Here is a 15,599-nt window from a genome sequence, read left to right on the forward strand (position 1 = left end):
CCATCGACGACAACCTGCGAGGTGCCTGCCATGCGCATCCTTTCTCCGCTCCCGTTCGCGCGCCGCGTCGTCGCGCTCGGCATCGCCGCTGTGCTCGCCGGCTGTTCGACGCTGCCGCCCTATTCGCCCCCTTCGGTCGAGGTGCCCGCGCACTATGCGGGCGCGCAGGCCGGCTGGGACGTCGCCGCACCCGCCGATGCCGCACCGCGCGGCGCGTGGTGGACCGTGTTCGGCGACGCCGATCTGAACGCGCTCGAAGCGCGCGTCGACGTGTCGAACCAGACCGTGAAGCAAGCCGTTGCCGAGCTCCAACGGGCGCGCGCGATGGTCGACTATCGGCATGCGGGCTTTCTGCCGACGATCACGGCCGGCGTCGCGCAGAGCCGCGCGCGCGTGTCGCAGAACCGGCTCGGCTCGTCGCTCGCGGGCAAGACGACGCCCGACTATCAAGCCGGCGTCGCCGCAAGCTGGGAGCCCGACGTGTTCGGCCGCGTGCGCGATGCAGTGGCCGGCGCGCAGGCGAATGCGGACGCGAGCGCGGCCGACCTCGAAGCCGTGAAGCTGTCGGTCACTGCCGAACTGGCGACCGACTATTTCGCGCTGCGCTCGCTCGATACGCAGAAGCAGCTGCTCGACGATACCGTTCGCGCGTATACGGACGCGCTGACGCTGCTGAAGCAGCAACTCGCCGCCGGTGCGATCGACGCGTCGGCGGTCGCGCAGGCGCAGACGCAGCTCGAATCGACGCGCACGCAGGACACCGACATCGATGCGTCTCGCGCGCAGTTGCAGCACGCGATCGCGACGCTCGTCGGCGAAAGCGCGTCGACGTTCGCGCTGCCGCCGCGCGTGCAGACGTTCGACGTGCCGGCGATTCCGGCCGGCGTGCCGGCGCAGCTGCTAGAACGGCGGCCCGACATCGCGGCGGCCGAGCGCCGCGTCGCGGCCGCAAATGCGCAAATCGGCGAAGCGCGCGCCGCGTTCTTCCCCGATCTCGTGCTGTCGGCAAGCGCCGGGCTCGAAAGCGGCTTCTTCGCACCGTGGCTGTCCGCGCCGAGCCTGTTCTGGTCGCTCGGCCCGCAGCTCGCCGGCACGCTGTTCGACGGCGGCCGCCGCAGCGCGTCGCTGCGCGGCGCGCATGCGCAGTACGACGGCGCCGTCGCCGACTATCGGCAAACCGTGCTCGTCGCGTTTCAGCAGGTCGAGGATCAGTTGTCCGCACTCGACGCGCTCGCGTCCGAAGCGCGCAGTCAGCAGCGCGCGACCGATGCGGCCGACCTGTCGCTGAGGCTCACGACGAACCGCTTCAAAGCAGGCGCCGTCAGCTATCTGGATGTCGTGACCGCACAGACGATCGCGCTGACGAACCGCCGGCTCGCCGATCAGATCGCGGCCCGCCGGATGGAAGCGGCGGTCGCGCTGATGAAGGCGCTCGGCGGCGGCTGGCACGCCGGCGCCGACGCGGTGGCGAACGCCGCGATCGGTGCAGCCGCTACGAAGCCGGATGCTTGACGAACGTGAGGATGAAGCGCGTGCCGCTGCTGTCGCTTTCGACGCGCGCGGTGCCGCCGTGCAAGTCCATCACCGAGCGGACGATCGCGAGGCCGAGACCGGCCGCGCCACCCGGCACGCCGCCGCTGCGTGCCGGATCGCCGCGCACGAAGCGGTCGAAGATGCGCGGCAGCAGCGCGGGATCGATCGGCTCGCCGGGATTGGCGACGCTCACGTGCACCGCGTCGTCGGTCTCGTCGACACGCAGCGCGATCGTGCCGCCGGCCGGCGTATAGCGCAGCGCGTTCGCGAGCAGATTGCTGACCGCGCGGCGGAACAGTTCGAGATCGGCGGTCAGATGCCCGCTTCCGTCGACGTGCAGCGTGGAACCCGCTTCGTCGGCAAGCCCTTCGAAATAGCCGGCGATGCGTGCGAGCTCGTCGCGCACGTCGAATGCGCGCTGCCGCGTGACGAAGCCCGGATGTTCGGCGCGCGCGAGAAACAGCACGTTCTCGATCATCCGTGCGAGACGGTCGTACTCCTCGAGATTCGATTCGAGCAGCGCCTGGTATTCGGCGACGGCACGCGGCCGTGCGAGCGCGACTTCGGTGGCGCCGCGCATGTTGTTCAGCGGTGTGCGCAGATCGTGCGCGAGATCGGCGCTGAATTGCGACAGATGGCCGAACGCCTGCTGCAGCCGGCCAAGCATCGCGTTCTGCGCGTCGACGAGCGCGCGCAGCTCGCGCGGTGCGCGCGACGCGTCGACGCGCATGTCGAGCTTGTCGACCGTGATCGCGCCCGTGTTCGCGACGATCTCGCGCAGCGGCGCGAGCGCCGTGCGGATCAGCCACACGCTGAGCAGCATCGCGAACAGCGCGCCGACGCCGCCCGCGATCTCGAGCGTGTCGCGATAGCCGTGCAGCAGTTCCGCGCGATCGCTCATGTTGCGCGCGACCGCGATGCGGATCTGCGACCGGTCGCGCAGCGCCGCATCGGTGACGACGCCGCGCACCGGCGTGCCGCCGTCGGCCGTCCACGATGCGATGCGGTCGACGGTGATGCGCTCGGTCGCGGGCACCGCCGCCGCGTGCGGCGGAAACAGGCCGGCGTCCGGCAGCACCGACGACGATCCGGCCGCCGCCGGCGCTGCGTCGCGCAGCTCGCCGAGTTCGGTGCGCTCGACGTTGTGACGCGCGAGCACGTGGCCGTCCGTATCGACGACGGCCATCGACAGCGCCTCGTTGCCGAGCACCTGGCTCGTCAGGCGATCCGCGTGCGCGCGCACCGCGTCGACGGACTCGAGTTCGCTCGCGAGCCGCCGCGCATGGCGCGCGGCGAGCACGATGTCGAGATCGTCCTGCGTGCTGACCTGCCGTTCGAGTCCTTTGTAGACATAGGTGCCGACGAGCCCGAACGCCGCGAGCGTGGTCGCGCCGAACGCGATCGCGAGCGTCGCGGTCAGCGAGCGGCCGCGCGTCATGCGCCGTCCTTCGGTTCGAGCACGTAGCCGACGCCGCGCACCGTGTGGATCAGCTTGACCGGGAAATCGTCGTCGACTTTCGCGCGCAGCCGCCGGATCGCGACTTCGACGACGTTCGTGTCGCTGTCGAAGTTCATGTCCCACACGTACGACGCGATCTGGGTGCGGCTCAGCACTTCGCCGTGCCGGCGCGCGAGCAGCTGCAGCAGCGAGAACTCGCGCGGCGTCAGGTCGATCCGCACCGCGCCGCGCTTCACGCGCCGCCGCACGACGTCGATGTCGAGATCGCCGACCGTGATCCGCTCGGTCTCGCGCGGCGGCCCGCGGCGCGCGAGCGTGCGCACGCGCGCGAGCAGTTCGACGAACGCAAACGGTTTGACGAGGTAATCGTCCGCGCCGAGTTCGAGCCCGTGCACGCGGTCCTGCACGTCGTCGCGCGCGGTCAGGAACAGCACCGGCGTCGTATGCGTGTCGCGCAGCCGCTTGAGCACGCCCCAGCCGTCGAGCACCGGCAGCATCACGTCGAGCACGATCACGTCGTACGACTCTTCCTGCGCGAGCAGCAACCCTTGCGCGCCGTCGGTCGCGAGATCGACGCTGAAGCCGGATTCCTCGAGCCCCTTCTTCAGATAGGCGCCGGTCTTCGGTTCGTCTTCCACTATCAGGATGCGCATGATCGGCTCCATCGCAGGCGGTTGGCGGAGATTCGGTGATGTTACCGGGAAAAATCGGGATACGGCGCGACCGGCGCCGGCCGGTGCGGCAGACCGGCGGACGGGCACATGCGACCGTCGGCCGCCGCGCTTCGGCAGCCGGGCGCGGTCGCGCGGCGGCACTACGCGCATTCGGCGACGCGCCGCTCCGCGCACGTCGGCACCGGCCGCGCGCCCGGCAGCACGCCGGCATCCGGTACGCATCCGGTACGCATCCGGTCGCGTCGCCGCGGCAATACGCGAATGGAAGCAAACCGATTCATCTGTCGCTCCGGATACGGAAACGCGGACCGGTCGCGGCCGGCGGCCGCCGCTGCCGCGCATCGAGCACCGCGCGGCACAGGCGCAGGCGCAGGCGAGCGAGACGGGATCGACCCGATTCGGTAACGGGATGAAACGAGCGTAGCCGGTGTCGCCTTACCGGCGCCCGACCCGAAGATGACAATTTCGTCATCTGTGCGCGCGCCGCGAACGGATCGCCTGCCGTTTCTTCGCCGGCCGGCATTTCGCGCCGCTCGGTCCGACACATTGCCCGACCTCGACACGCTCGCGCGCGACGCGGCCGACGCCGACGACGGGTAGGTCGCGTATGTCGCCGGTGTCGACGCAGGCGCCCTCGACGAGCCGATCGATTTCACGTTCACGAGCGGCAAGCCGCCACGGATGCGGCACGGCGACATTCTGCAGCACGCGTGCCATCACGGCACGTATCATCGCGGCAACGCGGATGCGCCGCTGCAGTTGCCCGCGTTCGTGCCGGGTCGCGATTCGGTGACCGATTTTCTCGAGAAGGGGTGTAACGCCCGTGGCGGCGTGGTCCTGAGTGCGGCGCACCGTGAGCTTGATGCCGGCTTACACGCATGAGTCATGCGACTGCGCGAATGCGGGCCGGCGACGCCCGCTCTCGCAAGCCGACCGATATCGATCGCGCATCCCGACCGAAACGACGCGTCACCGCGCCGCATCCGGCGCCGCCTGCCGGCTACTGATATGAAAACGTGACGAACATCCGCGCGTTGACGGTTCCCGGCCCGACCTTCGGCTCGGTCTTCACGTACTTCACGGTAAACGGAATCAACAGCGTGTTATACGCGTTGGCCGTCCCGACCAGCCACTGGTTCGGATTGCCCTTCGTCGACGATTCCGGGCCGAACGCGATCGGCGTCGACGATTTATCGCGGAAGATCTGCAGACCGAACCCGCTCGCAGTCGAGCCCGGCCCAAGCGTGAGTGCCGTCGACAGGTTCGATCGATCGTTCGCATCCGTCAGCGTCGCATGAACGGCCAGCGTGGTATCGCATTTGAGACCGATTTCGAACGAAGAAGAAACGGCCGATGTCGCGCCGACCTCCTTGAAGTCGTACGTAATGACTCTCGGCAGCGTGACCGTCTGGCCGTCCCCCGCGACCACCTTGCAGCCCTGCGCCGCGACGGTGATCGGCACGCTGGCCAACGGAATATCGGCGGTCAGCGGCTTTCCGCTGCCGTCGATGATGGTGTACCTGCCGACGTTCTGTGTCGGGACCCGGTAGCTGCCGGTTGCGAGACGTCCGGTCACGACAAGCGCGGCTTTCACCGTGATGGACGTTTCCATTGACGAAGGGCTTGCCGCACTGCCGTACGGCACATCGATTCCGCCTTCTTTCACGCCGGTTTCGGGGCCGCGGAAGGTCTGGATCAGAAGCGCATAGCCGACACCCGGAACGCCTGTTTCCCAGATGTCCGACACTTGTCCTCCGTTCCACACGTGCTGTACGCCGGGCACCACTTTTCCCAGCGACTGGAACCTGCCCTTCAGATTTTGGCAATCTGCATTGGTCGTCGGCTCGTTGAACTCGTAACGCCATCCGTTCACTTTCGCCGTTGCAGTCGGTGCAAGCAACGATCCGTGCTGCACCGCGTCCGCCGGCCCGGAGAACGATAGCGCGGAAATGCCGATCACGTTCGACGTCACGGTCCACCGGGCGGCCGTACAAGCCGCGAGCGCCTGCTGGCCATGGACCAGCAGAACGGCCAGCGACGCGTACTTCAGCATCTGCAGCAGACGCTTCAAATCCTTGCGCATAATGCCCCTCGGCGTACACACTTTCGTTGATCGAGCGATCGGGTCGGCTCGCGGCCGATCGCAATGTCGCATTCGCACGCGCGACGGCGTGCGCCGCGGTCACGCGCCGGACGTCGTGCGGTTCGACAGCGCCGGCGCGTAATCGGCAGCGGGCGCCGCGGCGCATGGCAAATCGAGGCTCTGCGGCGGCTGATAGCCGGAAGTTCGCTTGCGCACCGGCAGCGCGTACGACAACCGGCACGCGGATGCCGAGTCGGCTGCGCCCCACGTGACGGTAAGCTCGCCTTGATCCGCGAGGCCGCGCGCGAAGATCTTTCCGCCCTGCCCGACGATGCCGACGTCCGCGCCCTTGCCGTCCTTCACCGCCGCACCGAACGGCAACGGCGTGCCGTCCGGCTGACGCGCGCGAATCACCGCGGAGCGGCCGTATACGGTCTTGAACGTCACCATCGGCACCGCGCCTGCGAGCGGCGCGACACGCTGGCTGGTTTCCCGCAGCTCGACGTCCGTCGACAGCCCCTTCGGGTCGATCGTGATGTCGTTGATCGAGAACGGCGACAGATACGGGACGATCGCGTAACCGTTGCGATCGACCTGCACACCGGTCGAGTTCGTGATCCGCGCGCCGGCCGCATGCGGTGCCGACACGATCGCGAACGTCTCGCCGACCGGCTGCGACAGCGTGACGCCGCCCGGATGCGCGACAACCGCGCCGCGCACGCCGACCGAGTACTGCTGATAGTCGGCGCTCGCGCCCATGCTGCCGCTCAGTTCGGCCAGCGCGCCGCGATACGTGAAGTTCGCACCGCCGCTCGTCTGCGAATTGCCGAAGCCCGAGCGGTGCATCACGTTGACGCCGTATGCGAGCTTGCCGTCCGTACCGGCCGACCCCGACAGCGAGGTCTGCCATTGCGTCGACCCACGCGAATCGTGGCTGAAGTTCGTCGACACGATGGCCGGCCGCGTGCGGCCGAGCGGAATCGACAGCCCCGCATAGATCATCGTGCTCGATCCTGCGAACGCATTGCGCTGGCGCGTGGCCGACACGGTATACGCGATGTTGCGGAACGTGTTGTTGTAGCCGATCGTGTAATCGACGTCGGAGCCGCTGCGGTTCCAGTACGTGGCCGCCGATACGGTCGCGTTCACGCTGCCCCACGTGTCGCCGAACTGCTGGCTCAGCGTCAGCGATGCGCGATTGCGCTGCCGGTAGAGGCTCGACGAGCGGATGTCGGAGGCCGCCTGGTCGCGCGCGCGCATCGCGTCGTTCAGCCCGAAGAAGCCGTTCGTCGAATAGCGGTACGCGGCGATCGCGATGTTCGTCCCGGTGGCGGCGACCGTCTTCGCATAGCTCACGCGGACGCTTTGTCCCGAGTAGCGGCGCTCGCCGGGCACCTGCGTGCTCGCGTGCGTGACGTCGGCGCCGATCGCGCCGAGCGACGTGTTCAGCACGCCGCCCAGCATTGCAGACACGTAGCCTTCGGCCACCGTCACGCCGCCGTAGCCGGTGAGCGTGTTCGTGAACCCGCGCTGCCACGTCGCCTGCATGAACAGCGGCGACGTGTTGTCGAGGTTGCGAACCGCGCCGGCCGTGAAGCTGTAGCGGTTCTGCCCCGGACGCAGCGACAGCGGGATCGCCGCGAACGGCACCGAGAACGCGTGGACGGAGCCGTCCGCTTCCGTCACGGTCACATGCAGATCGCCGCCGTAGCCGGTCGGGTACAGATCGTCGATCACGAACGCGCCCGGCGCGACCGTCGTTTCGTACAGCCGCATCCCGTTCTGCGTGATCGTGACCTTCGCGTTCGAGTTCGCGACGCCGCGCACGACCGGCGCATAACCGCGCTGGGATTCCGGCAACATCCGGTCGTCGGTGTACAGCCGAACACCGCGGAACGACGTCGAATCGAACAGATCGCCGGACGTATACGTATCGCCGACAACGAACTGCGACGACCAGCGCGCGACATCGCGCTGCAAATAGGTCGCGACGTTCTGATAGCGCCGCCCGCCGCGATCGTCCCAGCTGAACGAACCGTTGTGCCGGAAATGCCAGCGCTGCACGTTCAGGCCGCCGTCGAGACCGACGTAGCCCTGCGTGTTGCCGTGCCCGCCGCGCATCTGCGAGTGGTAGGTGTTCGCGTTGTAGCCGAGCATCGCGACTGGCACGCCGGCCGTCCACTGATCGGGACTCACGTACCCGCGCGCGCTGCGGCGCATCGCGATCTGCGGAATGCTCAGATCGAGCCGTTGCTCGCTGAAGTCGAAACTGACGGACGCGTCGGGAATGATCTGGCCGATACGCAGGCACGCCTCTTCCTGCTCGAACGTCGCGCGAATGTCCTTCGGCAGGCGTGCACGATCGACGCCGATCCGGTCGAGCAGCGCGCGGTCGAAGCACGGCTGCGCGTCGGGCGTGTTCGGGGCGGCCTTGAACGGAACGTCGGCGCGGCCGACCCAGCGGCCGTCGACGTAGATGTCCGGCGTATAGCGGCCCGGCCGCACGACGTTGCCGCGCCCGTAGCGCGACACGTCGATCGCGCCGGCACCTTGCAGAAACGCGCTCTCGAATTCGACCTGTGCAAACTCCGTCTGCGCGACCTGGAACGTTTCACCGGGCTCGCCGGCACGCGCCTGCGCCTGCCATCCCGCGATAATGGTGAGAAGCAGTGCGCAGATAGGCTTCAGACGCGGCTGGTTGTCTAGCCTCCGATCCATGACTTGCTTCTCCATATTCACCACGCCCTTGTTTCGATTCGGTTGTATCGGCCGGGCAGACCCGTGCGGGCCTAACCGGTTGCGAACGGGTCACGCCGTGCGGTCATTGCGCGACATCGGACTGATGGGCATGACTCGCGCCCCAGTCGTCCATGCTGCTGAACACGACCTTGCCGGCCGTAACGTCGGCGGACAGTGCGCCGTCGATCGGGAACGATGCGGTCTCGCCGGGCCGCACGAAGCCGACTCCCGCCTCGAGCGTCTTGCCGTTCGCGACGAGCGCGATGCCGGACAGGTTGACGACGTAAGGGGTCGGGTTGGTCGCTTCGAGCACCGGACGACGCTCGGCGTCGGCCGCGATCCGCCATTTCAGTTGCGACGGCGCGTCGAGCGCATTGCCGGACAGCCCGGCCGGCCGGTACATCAGCTTCACGCGTGTGCGGAACGCGAGCTGCAGCCGGTTCGCGTCCTCATCGACCGCCGCTTTCGGCGGCACGTCGAGCACGTTCAGCCAGAACAGCGACTCCTTGTCGGCCGGCAACGGCTCTCCGGTGTGGAGGATCCGCAGCGTCTGGCCCTTGCCGCCTTCGATGCGGAAAATCGACGGGGTAATCACGAAGGGGACGTCGATGCTCTCCGGAGCAGCACGTTCGTCGCCCCTGTCGATCCACGTCTGAACCAGCGCCGGACGCTTGCCGTCGTTGGTCATCTGGATCGTGACTTCCTTCTCGTTCGCGTCGAACACCACGCGCGTGCCGGACAACGTCACGCTCGCGTGTGCAAACGAAAAGCTCAGCGCGAACGTCATCCACGCGAGCAGGTGGCGGTAGGAACGTGCGTTCATCTTTCCTCTCCTGTCATTGGTACTGCGAATCAACTGCTTGTCACGCATTCGAAAGAGCCGACGCCGACCGGCCGCGCGAGGCGGCCGGCAACGTCAATCGACGCGTCGCCGATCAGGGATACGTGAGCGAGTACGTGACGTTCGAATTGGCCGAGCCGCCGGTGACCGGACCGGTCGCGACGTACTGCGCCGCGAATTGCAGCGTCGCAGTGCCGGTGCCGTCGAGCGCGGTGTCGATGTCGGCGACCTGCACGCCCTGCATGCCGGTGTCGGCGCCGATCTTGATCGGCTGGTACTTATCGTTCAGGATCGCGATCTCGACGCCCTTCGCGGCATCGTCACCCGTCAGCTTCAGACGGCCGTTGCCATTGACGGTCGGCCCCGGTTCGAACGCGACCGACACCTTCTTCACCGGCGCCGGAATCACGGTCGTGCCGTCTTCGCCCTTCTTGTCGGTGGTGCAGCCCGACAGCGCGAGCGTGAACGGCGTACGGCCGGCCGTTGCACCGACGGTCGCCAGCTGGTTCGTCGCTGCGCGCGGCAGCTGCACGGTCAGATCGTTCGTGCCGCCGTTGATCTTGCAGGTGGACGCGACCACCGAGCCCTGGAAGGTGATCGTGCCTTCCGACGCGTGTGCCGCGTTCATCGCGACGAATGCCAGACCGGCTGCCGCCGTCAGGAGTGAATATTTGGTCATAGAGATTTCCAGTTTCTATCGGTCAATAAAAAATCGACGGTATTCGTCGACCAAGCGAAGTAAATCGAAAGACTTCGTTATTCAATCAGTCAATAACTCACGCCATCCATCACCTCCCATGCGCCCGTCACGACAGCGCGCCACTCCCGATTCAATCGGTTTCTTCATAATTTCCCACCGATCATGGCGATAAATCGCCAAGCCCGAGATTCATTGCACATTCGATCAGCGCGACATCGGTCTTTGCACCGAGCTTTTTCATTGCGGACGTTTTCTGCGCACTGATCGTCTGCTTACCCTTCTTCAACTGCACCGCAATTTCGCCGACCGATAGTCCGGACAAGTAAAGCCGGATAATTTCGATTTCGCGCGGCGACAGTTTTGCGATGCGGTCGCCGTTTTCGGTCGACGCATGTTCCAGCGCGGACCGCACTTTCGGCGACAGATACTGACCGCCGCCATAACCCATGTGGATCGCGGTGACGATATGATTGACTTCGTCGAACTTGCTGACGATGCTCGACACGCCGCTTTGCAGAATCGCATGCGCAAGAACGGGGCTTTCATGTCTTAGCAACGTCACGATCGCCATATCCGGAAACGTGCGCTTCAGATAACCGAGCAATGCCAGTCCTTCAAGCTTTCCGCTGCCGCGAATCGAATAATCGAGCAGCACGACATCGCATCGCACGTTCTGCAGCGTTTCGATCAGCTCATCGGTACTTCTGCACAGTGCGGCAAGTTCGATTGCGCCTGAGTGGATCGCAACGTATTCCATTCCGGCGAGCATCAACGGCCGGTCGTTTGCAATCACGGTTCGAACGCTGAATTTATCCATGATGGTCCCCGTACAGCGATGCGGACCATCATCTCGACATGTCCGCTACATCGCAGCCGCCGATCCACATGAAGTTGTTTTGAATGCGGATCGACCGAGCGAATACTATCAATCCGTTTACAGGATGGATATGGGACAGATGCTCGATTTTTGAATAATCGATAAGACTTGTACTAACGCCGCGCAGGACCGCACCAAGCCGTATTTTCGGGAAAGCAGTCGAATGACCAGTACCGGCCGCACCGATTACCAGCGCCGATATACGGAGGATCGCCACGAAATCGGACACGTCCTAATTAATCTCAATATTTCGAGCAATCGTCCCATTTCCCTCGTGGAGACGCATTGCTAAGATCGCCGGCACGGCGATCGCGGCACCGATTCTCACGTGCATGCGATCGGCATTCATCCACCCGCCCGATCCCCCGGCTTGAAAAGGGAGTCGACTCATACGAACGCCACGGCATTGTCCAGGCAGTTCCCGGATCCGGATTTCCAGGACGTTCGTCATCCTACTTGCCAGGCAGCCCATGAACATCATGCTCCGTATCATTCGCCCTGCGCTCGTCGTAGCGGCGCTCATCCATTCTTCGCTTGCGCTCAGTGCGAGCATCTATGCGTTCGGCAATGCCGAAATGACCGCACCCACCGGTATCGGCGTCGGCACCGTGTTCGCCCGCTACACGCTCACACCGAACGATGTATGCGGAAAGCCCGTTTGCACCATCACGCAGGTGCTTCGGTACAACAAAGGCAGCATCTGGGGTTCCCCGACGACGAGCGATTCGCTCGAAACGAATGTGCCGGGCGTCTCGGTGCAGGTCGTCCTCGACGGGAAGGTGGTCAAAGAGCGATTCAGCGGGCGTTTCTCCGGCACCGGCGAGGTTCAGTTGCTCCGGAACAGTGCGCCCATATCGAGCGGGAAATTCGCGAGCGGGTCGTTCAACACCTATTACCTCCTGACTTACGACGACGGATCGTGGGCAGGCACGAAGACGTCGATCTATCTGAACGGCAGCGTCCGGGCCATCGCCGGCGCATGCAAGATTCCGGAGGAGACGGTCCTGATGCCGACCGTCTATACGTCGCAATTCAAGGGCGTCGGTTCATCGATCGGCAAGACGCCGTTTCAGATCCGCGTGAACGATTGCCCAGCCGGTTTCAATCGCGTGGAATTCGGCTTTTACCCGACACAAGGCGTCGTTTCCGCCATACCCGGCACGCTGCAACTGGCACCCGGTTCCACGACCGCGGGCATCGGCGTGCAACTGACCGACGAAGCGGGGACGCCGGTCACGTTCCAGTCTCCTCAATTGCTGAGCGCTTACGACCGAACCGTCGGCGGAAACTATTCGATTCCGATGACGGCGTCTTACGTGCAGACCGAACCGAGCATGCAACCGGGCCCCGTCAACGCGACGATGGTCGTGCTGCTCAATTATCTTTAATCGGGCCGGACGCCTGTTTTTCTGCCGATCCCGTTTCATCCGATTCGACTAGAATGTCCGGCTCCGCCGACCGAGCGATCGCTCGGTATCGGTGTTGCTGCCGTCGCGTCATTCGATGACACCGATCGTTCGTCCGGCCGTACCGACAGACGATCGCACACGGCACGCTGACGTTCGCGGCAGCACGACACCTGCGCTGCCTCCATCGACCTCCGCCGGCGTTCGCAGCTGTCGAGCGCGCTGCCGGCACGGAACGCGTGATGCCCAGGAAAAAATCCGGCGTTCGGTTATGGCCTTTCGACCTGCGCGGCATCGCGACCGCCGCCCGGCCGAAGAAGAAACCCGCGCGGCCCGCGACGTCGGTCGCGCGCGCGGGCGCTGTGCGAACCGCCAAACGCGCGGCCGCGGCGCCCGCCGCCCGCACGTCGGTACGCGACGCACCCGGCACCTGGCTACGCTCGTTTCATTCGGCGCGCCCGGCCGCCGGACAGCTGATCAATCATCTTGCGTATGCGTTGTATCTGCCCGCCTCGGCCGCTGCCGCAGCCGGGCCGACGCGCGGTGCGATGCCGCTCGTCGTGATGCTGCACGGATGCAAGCAGACCGCCGAGTCGTTCGCGGCCGGCACGCGCATCTGCCGCGTCGCGGAGCGCGCCGGATTTGCGGTGCTGTTTCCCGAACAGGCAAAAACCGCGCATGCGCAACGCTGCTGGAACTGGCATGGCGACGCGTCGCAGTCGGAGGCACCGGCGATCGCGTCGCTGATCGATGCGGTCGCCCGCGAGCGTGCGATCGACCGCGACCGCATCTATCTGGCCGGCATGTCGGCCGGCGCCGGGCTCGCGGCGCGGCTCGCGATCCGCTATCCCGATCTGTTCGCGGCCGTCGGGCTGCATTCGGGCCCGGCGATCGCGCCGCCGTTGTCGACGATGGCCGCGGTCGGCCTGATGCGCCGCGGTCTGCGCGACGACCCGATCGGCGTCGCGGACGCATGCGCGGACGCTGCCGCATATCCCGGGATGCCGGCGCTGATCGTGCACGGCGCGCTCGATGCGGTCGTGGCCGACCGCAATGCGGCGCAGCTCGGCCTCGCGTTCGCGCGGCTGAACCGGCTCGTCGACGAACACGGCGCGCCGCGCGTCGGCGAGCAGCGCACGTACGTCGACGGGGACGCCGAATACACCGACTATCTGCGCGCCGGCCGCGCGATCGTCCGGGTGTGCGTCGTGCGCCGGCTCGCGCATGCGTGGAGCGGCGGCGATCCGCGCGAGCCGTTCCACTCGGCTACCGGGCCCGATGCGACCGCGATGTTCTGGAATTTCTTTCGGCGGCGCCGCCGCGCCCGGCCGCCGGCCCGCCTGTCGCGCACGCGAAGCGAACCGCGCGCGCGCACAGCAGGTAAGCTTGCGCGTTGAGCCGCCGAACGCCGCGTCGCCACGCGCGCCGAGCGGTACGACGACCGCCCTGTTCCGACTATGCAGACGCCCACGACGCCTTCCGAATCGCCCGCCGCCACGCATTCGTGGTGGGGAGTATGGGCCTTGGCCCTGTCCGCCTTCATTTTCAATACCACCGAGTTCGTACCGGTCGCGCTGCTCGGTGCGATCGGCGACAGCCTTCATATGGCGCCAACCGACGTCGGATTAATGCTGACGATCTACGCGTGGACCGTTGCGCTCACGTCGCTGCCCCTCACGCTGCTGACGCGCAAGGTCGAGCGCCGCCGGCTGCTCGTCTCGGTATTCGCGCTGTTCATTGCGAGCCATGTCGTGACCGGCGTCGCGTGGAATTTCCCGCTGCTCGTCATCGGCCGGCTCGGCATCGCCGGCGCGCACGCGGTGTTCTGGTCGATCTCGATCGCGCTCGCGGTCCGGCTCGCACCGCCCGACAAGAAAAGCCGCGCGCTCGGGCTGATCGCGACCGGCACCGCGATCGCGATGGTGGCCGGCATCCCGCTCGGCCGCGTGATCGGCGAGACGCTCGGCTGGCGGATGACGTTCCTCGCCATCGCCGCCACGGCGGTCGTCCCGCTGCTGATGCTGCGCTTTACGCTGCCTGAGCTGCCGAGCCAGCGCACCGGCTCGCTCGCAAGCGTTCCGGCGCTGCTGCGCAATCCGGCGCTGATCCTGCTGTACGCGATCACGATCCTCGTCGTGTCCGCGCACTTCACGTCGTACACGTATATCGAGCCGTTCGTCCGCCACGTGAATCATGCGAGCGAGAACCGGATCACGTACATCCTCGTGCTGTTCGGCGCGGCCGGCATTCCGGCGGCCGTCTGCTTCAACCGCCTGTTTCCGGCAAGGCCAGCGCAATTCCTGCTCGGATCGATCGTCGCGACGTCGACGTGCCTGCTGATCCTGTTCCCAAGCGCGCTCACGATCGTCACGCTGTCAGCGCACACGGTCGCATGGGGTGGCGCGATCATCTGCTTCGGTCTCGCGATGCAGGCGTGGGTGCTGAAGCTCGCGCCCGATGCGACCGACCTCGCGATGTCGATCTATTCGGCGCTGTACAACGTCGGGATCGGCGGCGGCGCGCTGCTCGGCAACCACATCGCGAACGATTTCGGGCTGCCGTGGATCGGCACGTTCGGCGGACTGCTCGGCGGGCTCGGGGCCGCGCTCTGCTGGCTCGCGTTGCGGCTGCATGCGCGGCGCGCGGCCGCGGTTGCCGATGCCGCCGCCGCGTCCGGGTCCGGGTCCGCTCGAGCAGCATCGCATCCTGCAACGCCTGCCGCCGATTGATCGCCGGATCGCGGGCGGCCGGCAACGCCGCGCGTGACGGCCGCATCTGACGGAAAAAGCGCACCGATCACGCTCGCGCGACCGCCTTCGTCGTCGGGCAGTTGCGGCTGCCCGCGCGCGAACGCCGGTGCGATCGCGGCCGTCAGCGCGACCGCGATCGCGAACCTCGCCGCACGCATCGTCGTTCCGCGCGGCATCACTGGACACTCGCCGCGCTTCCGGACGTCGACACGGCTGCCGTCGCGGTGCGCTGCTCGCCGTGCGCGATCGCATACAGCTCGCGATTGCGCGCGATCGTCTGCGCGCTCGGCGGATAGTCCCAGTTCGACGTCGGCACGGTGCCGTCGCGTTCGGCCTGGACGAGATCGGCAATCACCTCGGCGCGCGTGAGGCCGGACGACGAGGTCTGGGCGAACGCGACGGCCGGCGCTCCGACGACGGCTGCCAGTGCGACGGCGGCAATCAGCTTGCGGTTCATGATGGCACTCCCGAGAACGGTTCGATGGGGACGCATCGACGATGCGCCGTCGACGGGACCGGATGCGGTTCACCGTCCGA

General features: G+C 66.6%; 14 protein-coding genes. 5 read left to right on the forward strand and 9 right to left on the reverse strand.

Going from position 1 to position 15,599, the window contains the following annotated elements; all coding sequences use genetic code 11:
- The first annotated feature begins 30 nt into the window (after positions 1 to 30).
- On the forward strand, positions 31 to 1,512 hold the full coding sequence (locus BCR55_RS28360) for an efflux transporter outer membrane subunit (protein ID WP_065497059.1): 1,482 nt from the start codon (positions 31 to 33) through the stop codon (positions 1,510 to 1,512).
- On the opposite strand, the gene BCR55_RS28365 is transcribed toward BCR55_RS28360, so the two are convergent.
- The gene (locus BCR55_RS28365) at positions 1,493 to 2,971 is read right to left on the reverse strand and encodes a heavy metal sensor histidine kinase (protein ID WP_065497061.1); all 1,479 of its coding nucleotides are present in this window, start codon (positions 2,969 to 2,971) and stop codon (positions 1,493 to 1,495) included. The two genes, BCR55_RS28360 and BCR55_RS28365, sit on opposite strands and share 20 nt — an antisense overlap.
- Positions 2,968 to 3,645 carry a heavy metal response regulator transcription factor gene (locus tag BCR55_RS28370; RefSeq protein ID WP_006411957.1) on the reverse strand — a complete coding sequence of 226 codons (678 nt, stop codon included), beginning with the start codon at positions 3,643 to 3,645 and terminating at the stop codon, positions 2,968 to 2,970. The genes BCR55_RS28365 and BCR55_RS28370 overlap by 4 nt, the downstream gene beginning before the upstream one ends.
- A gap of 702 nt (positions 3,646 to 4,347) precedes the next feature.
- Between BCR55_RS28370 and BCR55_RS31930 the strand changes: the two genes are divergently transcribed.
- Positions 4,348 to 4,548, forward strand: a complete 201-nt coding sequence (locus BCR55_RS31930; protein WP_081000751.1) for a hypothetical protein — start codon at positions 4,348 to 4,350, stop codon at positions 4,546 to 4,548.
- A 118-nt stretch (positions 4,549 to 4,666) separates the two neighbouring features.
- Here BCR55_RS31930 and BCR55_RS28380 read toward each other — a convergent pair whose 3' ends face one another.
- From BCR55_RS28380 to BCR55_RS32855, 6 genes are all read right to left on the reverse strand, one after another.
- Complete coding sequence (locus tag BCR55_RS28380) at positions 4,667 to 5,749, reverse strand: fimbrial protein (RefSeq protein WP_053299036.1); 1,083 nt, start codon at positions 5,747 to 5,749, stop codon at positions 4,667 to 4,669.
- 99 nt (positions 5,750 to 5,848) lie between these two features.
- Positions 5,849 to 8,467: a fimbria/pilus outer membrane usher protein gene (locus BCR55_RS28385; protein WP_053299052.1), complete on the reverse strand. Its 2,619-nt coding sequence runs from the start codon at positions 8,465 to 8,467 to the stop codon at positions 5,849 to 5,851.
- Between the two features lie 103 nt (positions 8,468 to 8,570).
- On the reverse strand, positions 8,571 to 9,311 hold the full coding sequence (locus BCR55_RS28390) for a molecular chaperone (protein ID WP_006399070.1): 741 nt from the start codon (positions 9,309 to 9,311) through the stop codon (positions 8,571 to 8,573).
- 112 nt (positions 9,312 to 9,423) lie between these two features.
- Positions 9,424 to 10,008, reverse strand: a complete 585-nt coding sequence (locus tag BCR55_RS28395) for a fimbrial protein (protein ID WP_006399071.1) — start codon at positions 10,006 to 10,008, stop codon at positions 9,424 to 9,426.
- A 181-nt stretch (positions 10,009 to 10,189) separates the two neighbouring features.
- A complete protein-coding gene (locus BCR55_RS28400) occupies positions 10,190 to 10,846 on the reverse strand; it encodes a response regulator transcription factor (protein ID WP_006399072.1) in 657 nt (218 codons plus the stop codon).
- A gap of 28 nt (positions 10,847 to 10,874) precedes the next feature.
- On the reverse strand, positions 10,875 to 11,135 hold the full coding sequence (locus tag BCR55_RS32855; protein WP_125902333.1) for a hypothetical protein: 261 nt from the start codon (positions 11,133 to 11,135) through the stop codon (positions 10,875 to 10,877).
- 241 nt (positions 11,136 to 11,376) lie between these two features.
- Between BCR55_RS32855 and BCR55_RS28405 the strand changes: the two genes are divergently transcribed.
- From BCR55_RS28405 to BCR55_RS28415, 3 genes are all read left to right on the forward strand, one after another.
- Entirely contained in the window at positions 11,377 to 12,294 is a 918-nt protein-coding gene (locus BCR55_RS28405; protein WP_065497063.1) for a fimbrial protein, read from the forward strand.
- A gap of 260 nt (positions 12,295 to 12,554) precedes the next feature.
- Positions 12,555 to 13,709, forward strand: coding sequence for a PHB depolymerase family esterase (locus BCR55_RS28410; RefSeq protein ID WP_065497066.1), 1,155 nt, complete (start codon positions 12,555 to 12,557; stop codon positions 13,707 to 13,709).
- A gap of 60 nt (positions 13,710 to 13,769) precedes the next feature.
- Positions 13,770 to 15,041 carry a sugar transporter gene (locus BCR55_RS28415; RefSeq protein ID WP_053299040.1) on the forward strand — a complete coding sequence of 424 codons (1,272 nt, stop codon included), beginning with the start codon at positions 13,770 to 13,772 and terminating at the stop codon, positions 15,039 to 15,041.
- Between the two features lie 196 nt (positions 15,042 to 15,237).
- Here BCR55_RS28415 and BCR55_RS28420 read toward each other — a convergent pair whose 3' ends face one another.
- Positions 15,238 to 15,519, reverse strand: a complete 282-nt coding sequence (locus BCR55_RS28420; protein WP_006399076.1) for a DUF4148 domain-containing protein — start codon at positions 15,517 to 15,519, stop codon at positions 15,238 to 15,240.
- Between the last annotated feature and the right edge of the window lie 80 nt (positions 15,520 to 15,599).

Source organism: Burkholderia sp. CCA53 (assembly GCF_001685525.1).
Classification (GTDB): Bacteria; Pseudomonadota; Gammaproteobacteria; order Burkholderiales; family Burkholderiaceae; genus Burkholderia; species Burkholderia multivorans.